Origin of the sequence: Streptomyces griseus (genome assembly GCF_001715295.1) — a bacterium.
GTDB classification, from domain to species: Bacteria; Actinomycetota; Actinomycetes; order Streptomycetales; family Streptomycetaceae; genus Streptomyces; species Streptomyces griseus_G.
Genome location: NZ_MDKB01000006.1, coordinates 26,807 through 46,031, shown reverse-complemented (window position 1 = coordinate 46,031; position 19,225 = coordinate 26,807). Strand labels below are relative to the sequence as shown.

Genomic DNA, 19,225 nt, shown 5'->3' with positions numbered 1-19,225 from the left:
ACCGATGAGCAGCGAGTACCACCTGGACCGGGCACGCCGCCTCCTCGCCGACCACCCGGTCGTCGACGGCCACAACGACCTCCCCTGGGCGCTGCGCGAACAGGTCGGTTACGACCTGGACGCCCGGGACATCGCCACCGACCAGAGCGGCGTCCTGCACACCGACATCCCGCGGCTGCGGGCCGGCGGCGTCGGCGCGCAGTTCTGGTCCGTCTACGTCTCCACCCACCTCACCGGGGACGACGCGGTCAGCGCCACGCTGGAACAGATCGACGTGGTCGCCGAGCTGCTGGACCGCCACCCGGCGGACCTGCGGCGCGCGCTGACCGCCGACGACATGGAGAAGGCCCGAGCCGAAGGCCGCATCGCCTCCCTGATGGGCGCCGAGGGCGGCCACTCCATCAACAACTCCCTGGGCACCCTGCGGGCGCTGCACACCCTCGGCGTCCGGTACATGACGCTGACGCACAACGACAACACCGACTGGGCGGACTCGGCGACGGACTCCCCGCGCAGCGGTGGCCTGACGGAGTTCGGCCGCGAGGTCGTACGGGAGATGAACCGCATCGGCATGCTGGTCGACCTCTCCCACGTGGCGGCCACCACCATGCGGGACGCGCTCGCCGTCTCGGTCGCGCCCGTGATCTTCTCGCACTCCTCCGCCCGCGCCGTCTGCGACCACCCGCGCAACGTCCCCGACGACGTGCTGCGGATGCTCGCGGCCAACGGCGGGGTGGCCATGGCCACCTTCGTGCCGAAGTTCGTCCTCCCCGCGGCCGTCGAGTGGACGCTGGCCGCCGACCGCAACATGCGGGAGCACGGCCTGCACCACCTGGACACCACACCGGCCGCCATGCGGGTCCACGCGGACTTCGAGGCGGTCCACCCCCGCCCGCCGGCCACCGTGGCGACGATCGCCGACCACCTCGACCACATGCGCGAGATCGTCGGTGTCGACCACATCGGGATCGGCGGTGACTACGACGGCACGGCGTTCCTCCCGCAGGGCCTGGAGGACGTCTCCGGCTACCCGCGCCTGATCGCGGAACTGCTCGCCCGCGGCTGGTCGGACCAGGACATCGCCAAGCTGACGTGGCAGAACGCGGTACGGGTCCTGCGCGACGCGGAAGCGGTGGCCCGGGACCTGAGCGTCCGGCTGGGCCCGTCCCACGCGACGATCGAGCAGCTGGACGGCCCGCTGCGCTGACCGTGCGGTCCGGACGCGGGGCGGGCGCCCGGCCCGTCGGGCGGTCCTGCAGCGGTGCTCGTGCCGCGACGTTCGTGCTGCGGTGACCGCCCGGCCCGGACGCCTGGCGGGCGTGGGCCCCTCGGTGGTCCCGCCGCGGGGCCTGCCCGGTTCCGGTGCCCGCCCCGGTGGGACCGGGGGACCGGGGGACCGCCCGTCGGCTCAGGCCGTCGGCCGGCCCATCGCCCGGTACGTCCACCCGGCCTCGCGCCACACCAGGGGGTCGAGCGCGTTGCGCCCGTCCAGGACGGTGCGCCGCGCGGCCACCTCGCCCAGCGCCACGACGTCCAGCTCGCGGAACTCGCGCCACTCCGTCAGGTGCAGGACCACGTCCGCCCCGCGCACGGCGTCCAGCGCCGTGTCCGCGTAGCCGAGCGTCGGGAACAGCCGCCGGGCGTTGTCCATCCCCTTGGGGTCGAAGACGGTGACCTGCCCGCCCTGCAGGTGGATCTGGCCGGCCACGTTCAGGGCCGGCGAGTCGCGTACGTCGTCCGAATCCGGCTTGAAGGTCGCGCCCAGCACCGCGACGCGGGTACCCAGGAACGATCCGCCGCCCACGGCCTCCCGGGCGAGCTCCACCATGTGGCCGCGGCGGCGCATGTTGATGGAGTCGACCTCCCGAAGGAAGGTCAGCGCCTGGTCGGCGCCCAGTTCACCGGCGCGCGCCATGAAGGCGCGGATGTCCTTGGGCAGGCAGCCTCCGCCGAAACCGACCCCGGCCCGCAGGAACTTCTTGCCGATCCGCTCGTCGTGGCCGAGGGCCTCCGCGAGCTTCACCACATCGCCGTCGGCGGCCTCGCAGACCTCCGCCATCGCGTTGATGAACGAGATCTTGGTCGCCAGGAAGGAGTTCGCCGAGGTCTTGACCAGCTCCGCCGTCGGGAAGTCGGTCACCACGAACGGCGAGCCCTCACCGACCGGTCCGGCGTACACCTCGCGCAGCAGCTTCTCGGCCCGCTCGCTCTCCACGCCGACGACGATCCGGTCCGGGTGCAGCGTGTCGTTCACCGCGAAGCCCTCGCGCAGGAACTCCGGGTTCCAGGCCAGCTCCACGTCCGTACCCGCGGGGGCGAGTTCGGCCAGCCGCGCGGCCAGCCGGGCCGCGGAGCCCACCGGCACGGTGGACTTGCCCACCACCAGCGCCGGCCGGGTGAGCCGGGGGGCCAGGGATTCGAAGGCGCTGTCCACATAGCTCATGTCGCAGGCGTACTCGCCGTGCTTCTGGGGAGTGTTCACGCAGACGAAGTGCACATCGCCGAAGGCGCCGATCTCCTCCCAGGAGGTGGTGAACCGCAGCCGCCCGGTCGACCCCTCGATGCCGGCCACGTGCTTCCGCAGCATCTCCTCGAGGCCCGGCTCGTACATCGGGACCTTGCCCGCCGAGAGCATCTCGATCTTCTCCGGCACGACGTCGAGGCCGAGGACCTCGAAGCCGAGCTCCGCCATGGCCGCGGCATGGGTGGCCCCGAGGTAGCCGGTGCCGATCACGGTGATCCTGAGGGCCATGGGTGCTCCTGAACGATGCGGACAGACGTGCGGAGCCGAGCATATCCGGGCCGTCCGGGGACCGGTTTTCCGGCGGCCCCGGGGCTGTCGGCAAGCTCACGTGTCCCGCCGGTATGCCGGAGTGAGGACCTGGAACTAAAATTGGGTTACTTAACGGTAGTTAGCATCCCTGGGGAGTGAACGTCTTGGCGGGTTCGACCGACTTCGATCTGTACCGTCCGGCCGAGGAGCACGACATGCTCCGCGAGACGATCCGTTCGCTGGCCGAGGCGAAGATCGCCCCGCACGCCGCCGCGGTCGACGAGGAGGGCCACTTCCCGCAGGAGGCCCTGGACGCCCTGGTCGCCTCGGACCTGCACGCGGTCCACGTCCCGGAGGAGTACGGCGGCGCGGGCGCCGACGCCCTGGCCACGGTCATCGTGATCGAGGAGGTGGCCCGCGCCTGCGCGTCCTCCTCCCTCATCCCGGCCGTGAACAAGCTGGGCTCCCTCCCGGTGATCCTCTCCGGCTCCGAGGAGCTGAAGAAGAAGTACCTGGGCCCGCTCGCCAAGGGCGACGCGATGTTCTCGTACGCCCTCTCCGAGCCGGACGCCGGTTCCGACGCGGCGGGCATGAAGACCAAGGCCGTGCGGGACGGGGACTTCTGGGTCCTCAACGGTGTGAAGCGCTGGATCACGAACGCGGGCGTCTCCGAGTACTACACGGTGATGGCCGTGACCGACCCGGAGAAGCGCTCGAAGGGCATCTCGGCGTTCGTCGTCGAGAAGTCCGACCCGGGTGTCTCCTTCGGCGCCCCGGAGAAGAAGCTCGGCATCAAGGGCTCCCCGACACGGGAGGTCTACCTCGACAACGTCCGCATCCCTGCCGACCGCATGATCGGCGAGGAGGGCACCGGCTTCGCCACGGCGATGAAGACCCTGGACCACACCCGCATCACCATCGCGGCGCAGGCCATCGGCATCGCCCAGGGTGCCCTCGACTACGCCAAGGGCTACGTCCAGGAGCGCAAGCAGTTCGGCAAGCCGATCGCCGACTTCCAGGGCATCCAGTTCATGCTCGCCGACATGGCGATGAAGCTGGAGGCGGCCCGCCAGCTCACCTACGCGGCGGCGGCCAAGTCCGAGCGCCTCGACGGAGACCTCACCTTCTTCGGGGCCGCGGCCAAGTGCTTCGCCTCCGACGTCGCCATGGAGGTCACCACCGACGCCGTCCAGCTCCTCGGCGGCTACGGCTACACCCGCGACTACCCGGTGGAGCGCATGATGCGCGACGCCAAGATCACCCAGATCTACGAGGGCACCAACCAGGTCCAGCGGATCGTCATGGCCCGCAACCTGCCGTAACGGCCCGCGATGCACCGCACTGTGGCCCCCGGTGAATGATGCCGGGGGCCACAGTGCGACCCGTCAGCGTGCGGGCGTCCCCGCCCGGTGACGCGGCCCGTCACGAACGGGGTGTCAGCAGGGGGCGGTCGCCCCGTTGTCGTTCAGGTTGCCGTCCCAGATCCAGCCGTTGATCTGGGTGCCGTCGATGCGCGCGTGCGTCCAGGTGTTGCCCGCGGAGTTGACCACGTAGCAGTGGTAGTACAGCTTCGCGCCGTACACCGTGGCCGTCGTGGCGCAGCCCTCGTTCGGACCCGTGCGCAGCGGCGCGGAACTGCCGGACACGTAGCCGGAGCCGGCGTCCTTGTTCGACCAGGCCGGGTGCGTGCACGCGTCGGCACCGGCGACCGCGGCGCCCGCTGTCGGAGCGGAGACGAGGGTGGCCGAGGCGGCCAGGAGGGGCAGGGCGAGGGCGGTCCACATCTTGCGTCTCATCGTGTTCCCCGTTCGGTGATCGACCGCCCGATTGCGGCCTTCGGTTTCGGACAGGATGTGACGCTAAGTGCTTGAGGGGTTACGGCGGCAGGTCCATATCGGTCATTGGATTGCCGACGGCTGAACGCGGCAGAAAACCGGCGCAACCTTCGAGCCCACATGCCTGTGGCGCGCATGCATCTGTACGGCGGGTGTGCGCGGTCCGACCGGATCGAGCCCCCGTCGGTCACCTGTATGAGGGGGGAAGATCACCTTCCGCCGAGGATTGCGGCCGATCTCGCCGCATGTCGCAAGCGGAGTGCAAAGTTCAGAGGTGCCGGGCCGAGGGCCGCGGTCAGGCGGCCGTGGGCAGGTCCGTTCGGCAGTCGCGGCAGTCGTGGCAGTCGTGGCAGTGGCGGCCGTGGCGGCAGTGGCCGGCGCGGCGGGAGCGGAAGGTGTGGTCGCGGTTCTGGAGCGGAACGAGGATCAGGCCGGGCGCTGCCGCTCGCGACACGATCGTCAGGGAATCCGTCGCGGTGGGCCGTGTGGCTCGGCCGAAAATTCCTGCCGGTTGCACCCGTGGAGCATGGCGTTCCTGGCCGGCTCGGTGAGGGATGCGCGCGGCCGACTCCGGGGGAGATTTCGGTCGCCCCGGATGTGCCGTGGCCGGCAGGTGGGCGGGTCGGGCACCTCGACGGGTGGGGGGCCGCCAGATCAAGGCGTGGCGGGAGGCGGCGGGTATGCGGGCCGGCGAGTTCGGGGCCGCGATCGGATACGGGGAGTACCTGGTCTACAAGGTGGAGGGCGGGCGCCGCATCCCTCGGCCGGAGTTCCTGGACAGGGCGGACGAGGTACTGGGGGCCGGCGGGAAGCTCGCCATGATGAAGGGGGATGTGGCGGAGGTTCGGTACCCCAAGAAGGTGCGGGATCTGGCGGGCGTGGAGGCACGGGCCGTTGAGCTCGCGGCCTACGTGGCACACGGTCTGCACGGCCTACTGCAGACTCCTGGCCATGCGCGGGCGCTGTTCGAGGCCCGGCAACCTCCGTACTCGCAGGACGAGGTGGAACGGATGGTCGCCGCGCGCATGGCTCGGCAGACGATTTTCGACCGGTCACCCGCACCGGCCCTTGGATTCGTGCAGGAAGAGTCGGCCCTCAGACGTCCCATCGGAGGCGTGACGGAGTGGCGGCGACAGCTCGAACGCTTGCTGGAGATCGGGCGGTTGCGCCATGTGACCCTTCAGGTGATGCCTACGTGCCGCGAGGCACACCCCGGTATGCACGGTGACATCACCGTGCTGAAGTTCAAGGACGGTACGGCTGTGGGGCGTTCGCAAGGCGCGTTCAACGGGTGCTCCGTGACCGACGCGAAGCAACTGCGTATCCTCGAACTGAGGTATGGCATCATCCGGGCCGAGGCTCTCACCCCCCGGGAGACTCTGGTCCTCGTCGAGCAAGTGCTGGGAGAGACATGATGCGCAGGACTTCCGCACAAGACGTTTCTGAGCCGGCCTGGTTCAAGAGCAGCTACAGCAGCAACGGCAACGAAGGCGACTGCGTCGAGGTCGCGGCCAACTTCGGCTCCATCCATGTACGCGACTCCAAGAACCTTTCGGTGCCCCCTCTCACCATCGAGTCAGGCGCGTGGGCGGACTTCGTCTCGTCCATGCAGGGAAGCTGAGCGCTCGCGCCCCGAGCCCGTTACTCCTGGCATCGGGACGCGCTGTCGTCGCAAGAGCCCGCTGAGGTGGCCGAACAGCCCGTCCTGCCCCGCGGCGGAGTGGCCGTTTCCTGTCAAGGTGCTGCACGGCACTCCCGTCGGAGCCCACACACTTGTAGCGTCGCGCGGAGATGGTGATCCGCCTGCTCGACCGGCAACGGCACGGTCTCGTGAGCTTCGTCGGCCGTTGTCATGCGATGCCGGTGCGGCCCCCACTGCTCGGAACAGACCGCCGGCATCGGCTGTCCGTGATCACGCCTGTGGGCGGTCGGCCGCTCACGCAGACAACGAGGTGAATGTGAAGAAGTACGCCTTGCGCCTGATCGGCGCATGCGCAGGACTTGTCATGTGCATTGCTACTGCAACGACCGCCACCGCGCACTCCAGTTCCTCCCCGGCGCCGAACGGTGTGTCCCCCTGGCACTACTCGGAATCGTGGACCCTCAGCGGCTCGTGGTACGGCGAGGGCCTGCACGTCGACTACTACAACGGCTCCCACTACAGCGACTACTACGGTCTGGACTTCTCCCTGAAGGGTTCGCCGTGCGGCAAGCGGCTCTACCCCATCTGGGACGGCATGACGGTCGACACCGTCGACCGTACGATCGGCCGCCTCACCATGACCAAGTACATCAACGGGGTGAAGTGGCGCCTCAAGTACATGCACATGGACTCGATCAACGTGAACGTCGGACAGTCGGTCGGCTCGGCCTCACTGCTCGGGTACACCGGCAACAAGGGGCAGTCCTCCGGCTGTCACCTGCACCTGTCCACCCAGCACTGGTCGGGAAGCGCGTGGGTCTCCCACCCGCCGACCTTCTGCGGCCGTACCTACCCGCACGACCACACAACGGCCTGGAAGGGCTGCTGACGCGCAGCCGGTGGTGGGCCGGAGCGCACGGGCGCACAACGCCGCCCGTGCGCTCCGGCCCGGGTGACGGGGCCCCTCGGTCGAGCGGGCCCGCGGTTCAGGGGCCCGTGCGCCTCCCGCCCCGCTTCCGGCGCCACCCCGCTACGGTCTCCCCACCCAAGCCGTTGACCAGGCACGACATCAACGTCCGGCTGGAGTGCCAGGGGGCATCAGGGCCGTGCAAGCCTGACCAGGCGGCCGGCCTGATCCCTACCGCACCAGGAACGGTTCACGGTGTGCTCCTGAGGGGGACGCCGGGCTCAGCACGGGCCCCGTCTTGCGAGTGCACCACCAGACGATCGCGGTGATGACGACGACGGCGAGGGCCGGAAGGAGCAGGGTGGGGGAACCGACTCCGGAAGACCGGTCGGAGAGTTGCCCGCCCAGGTCGACGCGCAGCAGCGACGCGCCGAGCAGGGCGCCCGTATTGAGGATGGCGTGGAGGACGATCGCGATCTCCAGGCCCCCGGTGCGCCAGGTGATGACCGCCAGACAGGTCCACAGGACGAAGTACCAGATGTTGATGTAGAGGTCGGTGGAACCGTGCACAGCCGTGAACAGCACACTCGACACGAGTACCCCGGCGACGAGTCCCGCTCGTGAGCTGCGGGTCCAGCTGCCGATGACGCGGAAGATCAACCCGCGGACACCGTATTCCTCTCCCGTTGTCTGCAGTGGTGTGAGGAGGAGCGTGGCGACGAACATGCCGACGAGGTCGGAGTGCGTCCAGGCCACCTCGGTACTCGGGGCCAGCAGACTGATCAGGTTCACGGCCGCCCAGACGGGGCCGAACACGAGAAGGGCCTTGCCGAACAGGTCGAACCGGAACCGGGAGGTCACCGAGTGCAGTGCGGCGCCGGGCACACCGTAGAGCCAGCGCTGGATGAGCATGCTCCACGGGATGAGCAGGGCGAGTGAGATCATCGAGCCGGCGTGGAAGAGCGGGGTGTAGTCGTCGCCGCCGATGATGGGCGGGGTGTCGCCCATCCGCTGGTCGATGGGGGCGAGCGCCCTGCCGATGACGGTGGGGAAGATGACGAGTCCGGCCAGCAGCAGGACGATCGCGAGAATGCCGCGTCCGATGCGGCGCTTCTCGCCGGCGAGGACGCGGTGGTAGGGCACTCCGCCGGGTACGGCGCGCACGTCGCGCGGCGGGGCGGGCGTGAGGAGCCAGCTGGGTGTGGTCATCGAGTTCATGTGCCTTTCTCCTGGACGGATCAGCGGCCGGCGGCGTCGAGCAGGGGGAGCAGCGCAGCCGGTGGGCGCGCTCCGCGCTTGTCGGCACGGCTCCGGTGCCAGGGTGTTGTTCGGTCACAGCGGCAGGTGGACGGGCGCTCGGAACCACTAGTAGTACACCGTGCTAGTAAGACGCTAGCACGGTGTACTAGTTGTTGCGTAGGGCCCGAGGATCAGGAGAAGTGCGGGGCAAGGGCTCGCGCGAGAGGATCGTGCGCGGGCGTCGGGCCTGCGCAGCGCGGCTGGTTCGGCAGGTGCGGGGTGACGTCCCGGCCCGTTGAACAGGCAAAACAGCAAATTCCGGCCGGAGTGCCAGCTCCTGTTTCGAAGGTGGCGTCGTCTGCCCGAAGGGAAGGTCCGGGGGGGTCCGGTGCGTGCGAGCGCAAGCCGGAGGGCCGTCCCGATATTCGATGTACCGGGATGGTCCCGACGAAGCGGTGAGTGCGCGTGCCAGGCGTCGCCGGGCGGACGGGACTTTCGCAGCGCGGCCTTGGGGAGGGCCCCGGCAGCAGTCACCCCGCGCAGGGCCGCCCGCCCGGATCAGGTACACCGGCCCGTGAAGACGTCTCGGAAAGGGGCAGGGTGCCGGGGAGACGGCGGTGACGGCGCGGCTGAATCCGTCGCCCATGCCACGGGGCCCGGACGGCGAACCGTCCGGGCCCCGTGGCATGGGCGATGTCAGCTTCCCTTGACCGTGACCTTCTCGTCGTTCTTCAGCTGCTCCACGAGCTGCTTGACCTTGGCCTTGTCCCAGATCAGGTTGCCGTTCACGCTCTGACCGGAGAGCGGGATGTTCATCGACGTGCCCTCGCCGCCCGTGACGCCCTTCATCGCGAAGAACATGTTGCCGAGCGACCAGAGGGACATGTCCTTGTCGACGATCAGCGTGTCCAGGCCCGCGCCCATCGTGGGGTAGAGCTTGAACGGGTTGAGGATGGTGGACGGGGTCGCCGTCTGGGAGGCCAGCGCAGCGAGGAACTTCTGCTGGTTCTTCGTGCGGTCCAGGTCGCTGCCCGCGAAGGCGTACCGGGTACGGACGAAGGCGAGCGACTGCTCACCGTCCAGGGTCTGCTTCCCGGCCTGGAAGTCGGCACCGGACTTCTTGTCCTTGAACGCCTTGGGGATGTCCAGCTCCACCCCGCCGATCGCGTCCACGATCTTGGCGAAGCCGGCGAAGCCGATCTCGACGTAGTGGTCGATGCGCAGGCCGGTGTTGAACTCGACCGTGCGGACCAGCAGCTCCGGGCCGTCCTCCGCGTACGCGGCGTTCAGCTTCGTCGTGCGGCCGGTCCCCGCGAACTTCTTGCCGGACTCGGAACCGACGAACGAGGGGATCTCGACGTTCGAGTCACGCGGCAGGGAGACCAGCGTCGGGCCGTTGGAGCCGTCGTGCAGGATCATCATCGAGTCGGTCCGCTTGCCCTCGGCGGAGCCGGTGTGCAGCTTCTTCTTGTCGTCGGCCGTCATGCCCTCGCGGCTGTCGGAGCCGACGATGAGGTAGTTCGTGCCGTCGCCCTCGCCGGGGCGCTCGATGACCTTGGAGAGGTCGACCTCGCGCTTGAGCTTGCCGTCGGCCCAGAAGTACGTGCCGATCGAGACGGCGAGCAGCACCACCACGAGGGAGAGCGTGCCGACCTTGATCCGCCGGCCCCAGTCGGCGGGCGGACGGGGCTGGACGTAACCGCTGTCACCGCCACCGCGGCGCCCGCCGCCGTAACCGCCGCCGCCGTTGCCGCCGTGGCCCTGTCCGCCGCCGTAGACCTGCCCCGTGTTGTAACCGCTGTCGTAACCGGGGGCTTCGTCATACCCCTGCCCCTGCTGCGGGGGGATGCGGGGCGGGGACTGCGGCGGAGCGGAGGGACGCCGGACATGCGGCATCGCGCGGGCGCTCTCGGGATGGGGGCTCGCACTGCCCTGTCCGTAGCGCTCGCCGGGTACGCCGTTCCGCCCATCGGGCCAATCGCTCATGCGCACCAGTGTGCCGTCTCGGCCCACAGCTCTTACAGGGTGTACCGGATTTCGGGCCGGGGCTGTTGCCAAGCTGATGCAATGCAACCGCGGGCGAGCCCCGCACCGAGGCCGCGCACAGGCGTGGGAGGGGGGAGGAGCGGGCGAGGGGCAAGCCTGGCGGGGCGGGGGAAGGAGGCGACGCGGCGCGTCGCCCGCCCGACGACGACGCCGGGCGCCGCCCGTGGGCACGCGACGTCGCCTCGCCCCTGTGCGCGGCCTTTAAGGTGGAGAACATGACAGATCAGGCCCAGCAGCCGGAGGGCGAGGTCCCGGACAAGCCGACCTCGGCCTCCCGGACCACCCTCAGCCACATCATGACCGGCAGTGACACCAACCTCCTGGGCACCGTCCACGGCGGCGTGATCATGAAGCTGGTCGACGACGCGGCGGGTGCCGTCGCCGGCCGGCACTCGGGCGGCCCCGCGGTGACGGCCTCGATGGACGAGATGGTCTTCCTGGAGCCGGTCCGCGTCGGTGACCTTGTTCACGTCCGCGCCCAGGTGAACTGGACCGGCCGCTCCTCGATGGAGGTCGGGGTCCGGGTCATGGCGGAACGCTGGAACGAGTCGACCCCCGCCCAGCAGGTCGGCAGCGCGTACCTGGTGTTCGCCGCGGTCGACGAGGAGGGCAAGCCGCGCCGCGTCCCGCAGGTGGTGCCGGAGACGGAACGCGACAAGCGGCGCTACCAGGAGGCGCAGATCCGCCGCACGCACCGCCTGGCCCGCCGCCGCGCGATCAAGGACCTCCGCGAGAAGCGCGCCGCCGAGGGCATCGACGACTGAGCACCAGGACAACGGGGGCGCCGCGGTGCGGCCGGCGACGGGCAGTACGGCGCACAGCACTTCGCCGAGGGCCGTCCCCGACCTCGCGACGGCGCGGCGCCGTCCTCACGGGCAGACCACCTGGTCGCCCGTCACCGCGTCGAACTCGCCCCGCTGCGGGTCCTCACCCTTCACCCGCCGTACCTCGGTGAAGTCGGCGCCGGCCGTGACCTTCATCGTCCCGCCCTGCCCCTTCACCGCCTTCAGTTCGCAGCCCGGCAGCGCCGCGGCCAGCGACCTCGCGGACCGGTCCCACCGAGGGTCGTACCGGACCAGCGTCCGCTTCACCAGGTCCGGGCCGCCGTTCAGCGGCAGGCGGGTGGTGTCGAAACCGGTGCCGCGCAGGGCCGCGTCCACCTCCTGGCCGAGGCCGTCCCGCGGTGTCCCGTTGTAGACCTGCACCCGGATCTGCTGCGGGGCGACGGCCACGAGGGTGGCCTTGGGCTGCTTCGGCAGGTGCGCGGTGAGCGGCTTGTCCTCCCGCAGTGCCCGGAACAGCTTCCTGGCCTTGGCCGCGTCCCACTTCACCGTGGCGCCGATGCCCTTGACCTGGTAACCGTCCTCCTCCAGCGGCACGGAGGTGAACTCGGACGAGGCGGGCGTGAAGCGGCGCATGGCCTTGCCGAGTTCCAGCATCTGCTCGGTACCGAAACCGCTGTCGGCGCGGACCGAGTCGAGCATCGACGAGGCGACCTGCTGGAACTTCACGGGGTTCATCAGTACGCCACTGCTGGTCACCTGCTTGATCAGCGCGGCCATGAACTTCTGCTGGCGCTGCATGCGGGCCAGGTCCGCGGCTCCGTCGATGTGCCGGGAGCGCACGTACTGCAGCGCCTGGCCGCCGTCCAGCTTGTGGGGGCCCGCGCTCAGGTCGAGACCGGTGTAGGAGTCCTTGAGCGGCTTGGCGGTGCAGATCTCCACCCCGCCCACGGTGTCGACCGTCTTCATGAAGCTGGTGAAGTCCACCTCGAGGTAGTGGTCGATCTTGATGTCCGTCATCTGCTCCACCGTGCGCACGGTCAGCTGCGGGCCGCCCTCGGCGTAGGCGGCGTTGAGCTTCACCGGATGGGGGGAGTGCTGCTTGCCCGTGGTGCGGTCGGTGTGCGCCGGGATCTCGGCGTAGCTGTCGCGCGGCAGGCTGACGACGCTCGCCCGCTGCTTGTCGGCCGAGAGGTGCACGAGCATGAGGGTGTCGGTGCAGTGGCAGGGCGCGCCGCCCAGCCGGTACTTCCTCTTCTCGTCCTCGCTGATCTTGTCGCGGCCGTCGGTTCCGACGAGCAGGAGATTCATGCCGTGGCCGCCCTGGGGGCGGTTCTTCATGTCCTTGAACGGGTCGACCCGGTCGATCCCCGTCTCCAGGCCGCTCACCACCGCATGGCCGATGCCGCCGGCGCCCAGCACCAGCACGGAGAGCCCGGTGGCCACCCGCATGCCCCAGCGGGGTGGCACCTTCCGGCCGCCCGGGAGGCCCGCCCGGCCGGTTCCCCGGCTGCTGCCACGGCCGCCGCCACGGCCGGTGGCCCCCGGCTGCCGAGCGGTTCTGCGCGGCGCGGGGGCGGTGCGGGGACGAGGTGGACGGGGCGATCGGTGCGGCGTGGGCACGAGGGACACCTCCGCGGTTCGAGTGGGACTTTCGCACGGTAGGCCCATACGACTTGCAGACCGGGACGAGACCCGGCGGCGCGCGCCCGTGTCCCCCGTTCGCGGTAACGTGGCGGCCGAATCACGCCGCCTTCCGGGGTGCGAAGCCCCCCGGAGCCTCCGGCACCCCCCGAGGACCCCCCGAGGACCACATGTCTGCCGCGCAGTACCCCGCCGTCTCCGTGATCATGCCGGTGCTCAACGAGGAACGCCATCTCAGGAACTCGGTCCGGCACATCCTGGAACAGGAGTACCCCGGTGAGATGGAGGTCGTGATCGCCCTCGGTCCCTCGGCCGACCGCACCGACGAGATCGCCGCCGAGCTGGTACGGGAGGACTCCCGGGTCCACACCGTGCCCAATCCGACCGGCCGCACCCCCGCCGCGCTCAACGCCGCGATCAAGGCTTCACGTCACCCGATCGTGGTACGGGTCGACGGCCACGGCATGCTTTCGCCGAACTACATCGCCACCGCGGTCCGTCTCCTGGAGGAGACCGGCGCGCAGAACGTCGGCGGCATCATGCACGCCGAGGGGGAGAACGCCTGGGAGGACGCCGTCGCGGCCGCGATGACGTCGAAGATCGGCGTGGGCAACGCCGCCTTCCACACCGGTGGGGAGGCGGGCCCGGCCGAGACCGTGTACCTGGGGGTCTTCCGCCGCGAGGCGCTGGAGCGGGCGGACGGCTACAACGTGGAGTTCATCCGGGCCCAGGACTGGGAGCTGAACTTCCGCATCCGCGAGGCGGGGGGCGTCGTCTGGTTCTCCCCGGAACTGAAGGTGCAGTACCGCCCGCGCCCCAGCGTGCGCGCGCTCGCCAAGCAGTACAAGGACTACGGCCGCTGGCGCCATGTCGTCGCCCGGTACCACGCCGGCTCGATCAACCTCCGGTACCTGGCTCCGCCGACCGCCGTCTGCGCGATAGCCGCGGGCGTCGTCGTCGGTGCCGCCGTGACCCCGTGGGCGTTCCTCGTCCCCGCCGGGTACGTCGCCGCCATCGTGGCCGGGTCCCTGCCCGCGGGCAAGGGCCTTCCGCTGAAGGCGCGGGCGCAGATCCCGGTGGCGCTGGCCACCATGCACATGTCGTGGGGGTACGGCTTCCTGACCAGTCCGCGCTCGCTGGCGAAGAAGGTCATCGCGAGCCGTCGCCCGGCGGTGCGGGAACAGACCGTCTGACGGCCTCCGTACGCAGGAGGGCCCCGCCGGTCGTCGGCGGGGCCCTCCTGCGTACCGGCTCTACCAGGTGTAGCCCGGGTTGACGTGCATGCACGCCTCCTCGTCCTCGCCGTTGAGCGCCTTGGCGGTGTCGGGGGTCTTCTCCTCGGCGCTGGGCGCGGGATAGCTGCCGTCCTCGCGCCAGTCGGCGCCCACGGCCAGCACGATGCCCGAGACGTCGGTCGACTTCTTCACCTGGGACAACGGGATACCGAGGGCCTTGGCGACGGCCTGCGCGTCACCCTCCAGGTCCGCGGAGGGGTAGAACAGGCCGGTACGGGCGGCGGGTTCGACGTCCTGCGCGTCGGTCGTGGCCCGGGCGAAGCCCGCGTCCGTCAGGAGGTCCCTGACGGACGTCGCACGGCCCTTGGCCGGGGCGAGGGAGTCCGTGCCGGTCGCGTTGCGCACGCTGACCGCGATCTCGCCGGTCGGCGCGGCCTGGTCCTTGACGACGGGGGCCTTCCGCTTGGACGCCTTGCCGTCCAGGGGGATGTCCTCCCGGACCATCCGGAACAGCTGCTCGGCGTCGCCCGGCTTGGGGAACACCCTGCCGCTGAGGTTGCCCGTGCCGTAGACGTTCGGCATGGTCGTCATCGTGATGCGCGCGGTCGGGGCCTTCTTGAGCTCCTCGGCGAGGTCGTACAGCTTCTTGACCGTGTCCAGGCCCTTGTCGACCGTCAGCGCGCTGGTGGCCGCCTCGGCGAGGTCCATCAGCTTCCCCGGGTCGGTGAGCTTGGTGCCCTTGCGCAGCTCGCGCACCATCGAGTTCAGGTACTGGTGCTGGGCCTGGGCCCGTCCCAGGTCGGTGTTGTCCTCGAAGCCGTAGCGGGTGCGCAGCCACTGCAGGGCCTGCTTGCCCTTGACGGGCGTGGTGCCCTTCTCCAGCTTCAGACCGGAACCCTTGCCGTCGCTGCTGTGCGAGTAGATGTTGGCGTCGACGCAGACCGGCACACCGCCGACCGCGTCGGCCATCGACACCACCCCCGAGAAGTCGATCATCATGAAGTGGTCGATCGTGATGCCGGTGAGTTCGTACCAGGTGGCCACGGTGCAGCCAGGGCCGCCCCTGCCGAGGCTCTGGTTGGTCTGTACGTTCCCGGTGCTGGCCGCATACACCTTGCCCGTCTCGGGGTCGGTGCACTTCGGCATCTTCAGCATGGTGTCGCGCGGCATGCTGACGACCGAGATGTTGCTGCGGTCGGCGGAGAGGTGGAGCAGCATCTGCACGTCCGCGAGCGGCGCGGCACCGAACGTCTCCTTGGCGCCGCCCAGCTTCTGGTTCTCCTTGGAGTCCCGGGCGTCCGAGCCGATGATCAGGATGTTCAGCGGGGTCTGCCCGGCGGCGTTGGCCTTGTGGTCGGCCATCTTCTTGTCGCCGAGCGTCAGGTCCTCCTTGCGGAGGTTTCCGTTGAGGTGCCTGTAGTAGAGGTAACCGGCGGCGCCGGTGCCGAGTATCAGGAGGGCGAGCACGGAGGCCGTCCAGCGCAGTATGCGTCGCTTGCCGCTCCTGGGAGCACGTCTCGAGCGGCGGACCGGTCCTCCCTGGCGATGCCCGCCCTCCGGCCCGTCCGCCCCTCCACGCCGGCCGTGACCGCCGCGCCCCTCCCCCTCTCCGCCCTCCGGGGCCTCGTCGGCCGGGCCGTCGTGACGGACACGCGACCGCGTCCCCTCCCCGCGCGTACTGCTTCGTCCCACCAGGACCCCCCTGCTGCTCAGACTTTCGCTGTTGCGCCGCGACGCGTCGTCACTTCGCGCACTCCGCCTTGTCGGCGCTGGCCTTCTGTATGTCGTCCGGCGCCTTGGCCGGACCCGCGACGGGTACCCCCGCGCCCTTGAAGTCGGCTCCCAGGGTCAGGACCATCGCCTGACGCCCCTCGGCATCGGCCGTCCCCCGCTTCAGTGCTGTGGCGGGCAGCCCCATCATCGCCGCGAGGGCGCGGGCCTGGTCCGCCTGGTTCGGCGCGTACGCCAGTGTCGTCCGGTCGGTCTTCGACGGGGCGTTCGCCTTGTTGGTGGACCTCGGCACGCCCTGCTCGTTCTGCAGCCAGGTGACCGTCGCCTGGGCGGCCCCCGGGATGTCGCCGCCGTTGAGGACGTCGACGCGTACGTCGGCCGGCGCGGCCTTCGGGCCGTCGAGTGCGGCCGCCTGCTCGGTCCGGGCCGCCTTCTCCTTCTTCTTCACCTCGGTCAGCGAGGTGTCGGAGCGCATCACCGCGAACAGCTGCTGCGACTTCTGCGGGTCCACGACGACGGTGACCGGGGTGGGCTCGGCCGGGTTGTCGATCACGGGCAGCGTCACGAAGGTGATGTTCTTCGTGTCGATCCTGCCGAGCTCCTTGGCGAGCGAGGTCAGCTTCTTGATCGATCCGATGCCGGAATCGACGGTGAGCGCCTTGGTCGCCGCGTCGGCGAGGCGGAAGAGCTTGGACGGATCGGTCAGCGTGTCGTCGGACTTCATCTGCCGGATCATCGAGCCGATGAACTGCTGCTGGACCTTGATGCGGTCGAGGTCGCTCTCGTTGCCGAAGCTGTGCCGGGTGCGGACGAAGGCCAGTGCGTCCTCACCCTCGACGGTGGATTCGCCCGCCGGCAGGTCGAGGTGCGAGTCCTTGTCCTTCACCGCCTTGGCCAGGCAGACCTTGACGCCGCCGACGGCCGTGGAGAGCGTCTTGACGGCGTTGAAGTCGACCATCATGAAGTGGTCGACCGAGAGACCGGTGAGCTCCTTGACCGTACGCATCGTGCAGCCGGGGTCGCGCCCCTCCTGGCCGAGGCTCACGTTGAAGCGGACGTTGCGCGAGCCGGGTATGAGCTTCTCGGAACCGTCCGGCTGCTTGGTGGTGCAGTCCGGGACGTCCGTCATGAGGTCGCGGGGGATGCTCATCGCCGTGGCGTTGGTGCGGTCCGCGGAGACGTGGAAGAGGATGTTGGTGTCGGCGTGGCCGCTACTGCCCTTGTCGCCGTAGCCCTCGTTCCCCTCGCCGGTGCGCTTGTCCGTGCCGATGATCAGGATGTTGAGCGGGCCGTCGGCGGCGACGCTCCTGCTGCCGGCGTCACCGACGTCGACGGTGGCGAGGTTGCCGTTGAACTTCTGGTAGAGCGCGTACGCTCCGGCCGAACCGGCGACGATCACGAAGGCCATGACCCCGCCGGTCCACAGCAGGGCCTTCTTCCGCCGTGACCTGGGGACCGGGCGCTTGCGGCGGCCGGCCGGGGGCGCCGGGGCGCGGCTGCTCCGCGCCGAGCGGCGGTCTCGCTGAGCAGGCACCTCGCTGCCGGAGCCGGAGCGGTCCGTCGTGGGGGGAGATTCGGGCGACTGCCTTCCGGAGTGGTTCAGTCGCAGTTCGTAGTGGCCCGTCCGCGGGTTGAGCACCCACTGGTCGGCGGGATCGATTTCACCCGCCTGTCCACGGCTTTGCGCGTCCACGTCTTCCTGAATCCTTCGTCGGTGTCACGCGAGGCGCCTCCCCCGGCAAGCGCTCGGTCGCTCCCCCCGGTGGTGCGTGGCCTGACGGCCGCAAGCACCGGATCGCGTCACACTATCCGGCCGATTCGGCCATCGGAGACACGCGTGAGCTATTCCACGCCCCTTACAACTGGGCATTCCGCCTATTTCCGCTCCGTTTACCTCTCCTTACTTGAATATCGCTTTACGCATCACACAGGTCGTCGGCCGCATTCGATCCCGAGTAGGTGGGGGACGGCGTCGGGCTCCCGCTCGCGGGAGGCGACGGGACGGCGGACGGGCTCTCGCCGGAGCTGTGACCTGCCTGTGAGTCCCCTGTGCGGATCTCGTCGGCGGGGACCACGGTGACGGGTTCGTCCTCGCGCAGCTGCTCGAACAGCCGGCCGGCGTCGGGCTGGACAAGTTCGTCCCGGCTCGCGTTCCCGCGGTAGGGCTGCCGGGGCACGGTCAGGAACTGCACCTTGTCCGTCGGTACGTTCCGCATTCCGCGCACCAGGTCGTACAGGTCCCGCAGGGAACTCAGCCCCGGGTCGGTGGTGAGTGACTTGGTCGCCGCGTCCAGCACCGGATAGAGCCGCGCCGGGTTCAGCAACACCCCGTTGCTCTGCATCTTGTGGACGAGGGCCCCCAGGAAGCGCTGCTGGCGTTCCATCCGCTCGGTGTCACTGCCGTCGCCGATCGACTTGCGGGCCCGCACGTATCCGAGCGCCTGCTCCCCGTCGAGCCGCTGGCGCCCGGCCGGGAGCCGGAGGTGTGCGTCGGCGTCGTCGACCGGCTTCCTGAGGCAGATGTCCACGCCGTCCACGGCGTCCACCATGTCCTTGAACCCGTTGAAGTCGACGACCATGTGGTGGTCGACGCGAATGCCCGTCATCTTCTCGACGGTGCGGATGGTGCAGGCCGTGCCGCCGAGCTCGAAGGCCCAGTTGAACTGGGCGAACTGCTTCTTCGTGGCCTTCTTGCCGGCCGTGTGGCAGTCGGGGATCTCGACCATCAGGTCGCGCGGCAGCGAGACCGCGGTCGCACTCCTGCGGTCGGCGGCGAGGTGCAGCAGGATCGTGGTGTCCGAGCGCTGGCTGCCGCCGTCGTCGCGGCCGTACCGGCGGTTGTCGCCCGCCCGGGAGTCGGACCCGATGAGCAGGATGTTCTGCGCGTCCCGGGCGATCGGCCTCGGCCGTTCCTTCTCGTACGCCCTGAGCTCGGCGGCGGCGCCCGTGTCGGCCGTGATGTTGCCGTCGAGCTTCTTGTACAGCCACCAGCCGGTCCCGGCGGCCACCAGGACCAGGAACGACGCGGCGAGTGCCGCCCAGCGCACCCAGTGGCTCCTGCGGCCCGGAGGCCCGGCCTGCGGCCGCGCGGCCCAGGTGCCGGTTCCGTCGCCGCCCGCCCCGGCGGGCGGGCCGCCCTGTCCGGCGGCCCCCGACGCGTCCTGCGTCCCGTCCGTGGGCTCGTCCCCGGACGAGTGGTCCGGGCGGTCCGGAGAGCCGGCACTGTCGGTCACGTCTGCGTCCATCCTTCACGTTCGGCGGCGCGCTGGGCCGCCGGTCGCAGAAGTAGACGGCTGAACCTCACGCTTGGTTGTGCCTTCGGGTGGAGTGGTAGGTACCGCCCGATCATGTACCGCCGTGCGTGCTCAGTCCCGGGGGCTCGGCCCGCCGT

Annotated in this window: 16 protein-coding genes; 7 read left to right on the top strand and 9 right to left on the bottom strand. The window is 70.0% G+C overall.

Annotated features, from left to right (window positions below):
• Positions 1-4: 4 nt before the first annotated feature.
• Complete coding sequence (locus tag BA175_RS27895) at positions 5-1,207, top strand: dipeptidase (RefSeq protein ID WP_069174346.1); 1,203 nt, start codon at positions 5-7, stop codon at positions 1,205-1,207.
• Positions 1,208-1,408: 201 nt separating this feature from the next.
• Here the strand turns inward: BA175_RS27895 and BA175_RS27890 are convergent, their stop codons facing one another.
• Positions 1,409-2,752 carry a UDP-glucose dehydrogenase family protein gene (locus tag BA175_RS27890; protein ID WP_069174345.1) on the bottom strand — a complete coding sequence of 448 codons (1,344 nt, stop codon included), beginning with the start codon at positions 2,750-2,752 and terminating at the stop codon, positions 1,409-1,411.
• Positions 2,753-2,937: 185 nt separating this feature from the next.
• Here BA175_RS27890 and BA175_RS27885 point away from each other — a divergent pair, with 185 nt between their 5' ends.
• The gene (locus tag BA175_RS27885; RefSeq protein WP_069174344.1) at positions 2,938-4,095 is read left to right on the top strand and encodes an acyl-CoA dehydrogenase; all 1,158 of its coding nucleotides are present in this window, start codon (positions 2,938-2,940) and stop codon (positions 4,093-4,095) included.
• 114 nt (positions 4,096-4,209) lie between these two features.
• Here BA175_RS27885 and BA175_RS27880 read toward each other — a convergent pair whose 3' ends face one another.
• Complete coding sequence (locus tag BA175_RS27880; protein WP_069174343.1) at positions 4,210-4,569, bottom strand: hypothetical protein; 360 nt, start codon at positions 4,567-4,569, stop codon at positions 4,210-4,212.
• Between the two features lie 334 nt (positions 4,570-4,903).
• A complete protein-coding gene (locus tag BA175_RS31335) occupies positions 4,904-5,062 on the bottom strand; it encodes a hypothetical protein (protein ID WP_175420945.1) in 159 nt (52 codons plus the stop codon).
• A 100-nt stretch (positions 5,063-5,162) separates the two neighbouring features.
• Here BA175_RS31335 and BA175_RS27875 point away from each other — a divergent pair, with 100 nt between their 5' ends.
• From BA175_RS27875 to BA175_RS27865, 3 genes are all read left to right on the top strand, one after another.
• Positions 5,163-6,023 carry a helix-turn-helix domain-containing protein gene (locus BA175_RS27875; protein ID WP_069174342.1) on the top strand — a complete coding sequence of 287 codons (861 nt, stop codon included), beginning with the start codon at positions 5,163-5,165 and terminating at the stop codon, positions 6,021-6,023.
• A complete protein-coding gene (locus BA175_RS27870; RefSeq protein WP_069174341.1) occupies positions 6,020-6,229 on the top strand; it encodes a DUF397 domain-containing protein in 210 nt (69 codons plus the stop codon). Before BA175_RS27875 ends, BA175_RS27870 begins: the two co-directional genes overlap by 4 nt.
• Before the next feature lie 385 nt (positions 6,230-6,614).
• Positions 6,615-7,139, top strand: a complete 525-nt coding sequence (locus BA175_RS27865; protein ID WP_069174340.1) for a M23 family metallopeptidase — start codon at positions 6,615-6,617, stop codon at positions 7,137-7,139.
• Positions 7,140-7,388: 249 nt separating this feature from the next.
• Here BA175_RS27865 and BA175_RS27860 read toward each other — a convergent pair whose 3' ends face one another.
• Both BA175_RS27860 and BA175_RS27855 read right to left on the bottom strand, forming a co-directional pair.
• On the bottom strand, positions 7,389-8,375 hold the full coding sequence (locus BA175_RS27860) for a CPBP family intramembrane glutamic endopeptidase (RefSeq protein ID WP_069174339.1): 987 nt from the start codon (positions 8,373-8,375) through the stop codon (positions 7,389-7,391).
• Between the two features lie 717 nt (positions 8,376-9,092).
• Positions 9,093-10,382, bottom strand: coding sequence for an LCP family protein (locus BA175_RS27855; RefSeq protein WP_079159848.1), 1,290 nt, complete (start codon positions 10,380-10,382; stop codon positions 9,093-9,095).
• Positions 10,383-10,657: 275 nt separating this feature from the next.
• Between BA175_RS27855 and BA175_RS27850 the strand changes: the two genes are divergently transcribed.
• Positions 10,658-11,206 carry an acyl-CoA thioesterase gene (locus tag BA175_RS27850; RefSeq protein ID WP_069174337.1) on the top strand — a complete coding sequence of 183 codons (549 nt, stop codon included), beginning with the start codon at positions 10,658-10,660 and terminating at the stop codon, positions 11,204-11,206.
• Between the two features lie 105 nt (positions 11,207-11,311).
• Here the strand turns inward: BA175_RS27850 and BA175_RS27845 are convergent, their stop codons facing one another.
• The gene (locus BA175_RS27845) at positions 11,312-12,847 is read right to left on the bottom strand and encodes an LCP family protein (protein ID WP_438947379.1); all 1,536 of its coding nucleotides are present in this window, start codon (positions 12,845-12,847) and stop codon (positions 11,312-11,314) included.
• A gap of 191 nt (positions 12,848-13,038) precedes the next feature.
• On the opposite strand from BA175_RS27845, the gene BA175_RS27840 reads away from it, so the two are divergent.
• Positions 13,039-14,061: a glycosyltransferase family 2 protein gene (locus BA175_RS27840; protein ID WP_069174335.1), complete on the top strand. Its 1,023-nt coding sequence runs from the start codon at positions 13,039-13,041 to the stop codon at positions 14,059-14,061.
• A gap of 60 nt (positions 14,062-14,121) precedes the next feature.
• On the opposite strand, the gene BA175_RS27835 is transcribed toward BA175_RS27840, so the two are convergent.
• The 3 genes from BA175_RS27835 to BA175_RS27825 all read right to left on the bottom strand — a co-directional run bounded on the left by BA175_RS27835 (position 14,122) and on the right by BA175_RS27825 (position 19,079).
• Positions 14,122-15,795: an LCP family protein gene (locus BA175_RS27835; RefSeq protein WP_069174334.1), complete on the bottom strand. Its 1,674-nt coding sequence runs from the start codon at positions 15,793-15,795 to the stop codon at positions 14,122-14,124.
• A gap of 49 nt (positions 15,796-15,844) precedes the next feature.
• On the bottom strand, positions 15,845-17,527 hold the full coding sequence (locus BA175_RS27830) for an LCP family protein (RefSeq protein WP_069174333.1): 1,683 nt from the start codon (positions 17,525-17,527) through the stop codon (positions 15,845-15,847).
• Positions 17,528-17,750: 223 nt separating this feature from the next.
• Complete coding sequence (locus tag BA175_RS27825; RefSeq protein ID WP_069174332.1) at positions 17,751-19,079, bottom strand: LCP family protein; 1,329 nt, start codon at positions 19,077-19,079, stop codon at positions 17,751-17,753.
• Between the last annotated feature and the right edge of the window lie 146 nt (positions 19,080-19,225).

What these genes read in the sequence shown, in the direction of transcription:
- BA175_RS27895 (WP_069174346.1), top strand. Translation starts at nt 5, where the DNA reads ATGAGCAGCGAGTACCACCTGGACCGGGCACGCCGCCTCCTCGCCGAC.
- BA175_RS27890 (WP_069174345.1), bottom strand. Translation starts at nt 2,752, where the DNA reads ATGGCCCTCAGGATCACCGTGATCGGCACCGGCTACCTCGGGGCCACC.
- BA175_RS27880 (WP_069174343.1), bottom strand. Translation starts at nt 4,569, where the DNA reads ATGAGACGCAAGATGTGGACCGCCCTCGCCCTGCCCCTCCTGGCCGCC.
- BA175_RS27875 (WP_069174342.1), top strand. Translation starts at nt 5,163, where the DNA reads ATGCGCGCGGCCGACTCCGGGGGAGATTTCGGTCGCCCCGGATGTGCC.
- BA175_RS27870 (WP_069174341.1), top strand. Translation starts at nt 6,020, where the DNA reads ATGATGCGCAGGACTTCCGCACAAGACGTTTCTGAGCCGGCCTGGTTC.
- BA175_RS27865 (WP_069174340.1), top strand. Translation starts at nt 6,615, where the DNA reads ATGTGCATTGCTACTGCAACGACCGCCACCGCGCACTCCAGTTCCTCC.
- BA175_RS27860 (WP_069174339.1), bottom strand. Translation starts at nt 8,375, where the DNA reads ATGAACTCGATGACCACACCCAGCTGGCTCCTCACGCCCGCCCCGCCG.
- BA175_RS27855 (WP_079159848.1), bottom strand. Translation starts at nt 10,382, where the DNA reads ATGAGCGATTGGCCCGATGGGCGGAACGGCGTACCCGGCGAGCGCTAC.
- BA175_RS27850 (WP_069174337.1), top strand. Translation starts at nt 10,658, where the DNA reads ATGACAGATCAGGCCCAGCAGCCGGAGGGCGAGGTCCCGGACAAGCCG.
- BA175_RS27840 (WP_069174335.1), top strand. Translation starts at nt 13,039, where the DNA reads ATGTCTGCCGCGCAGTACCCCGCCGTCTCCGTGATCATGCCGGTGCTC.
- BA175_RS27825 (WP_069174332.1), bottom strand. Translation starts at nt 19,079, where the DNA reads ATGGACGCAGACGTGACCGACAGTGCCGGCTCTCCGGACCGCCCGGAC.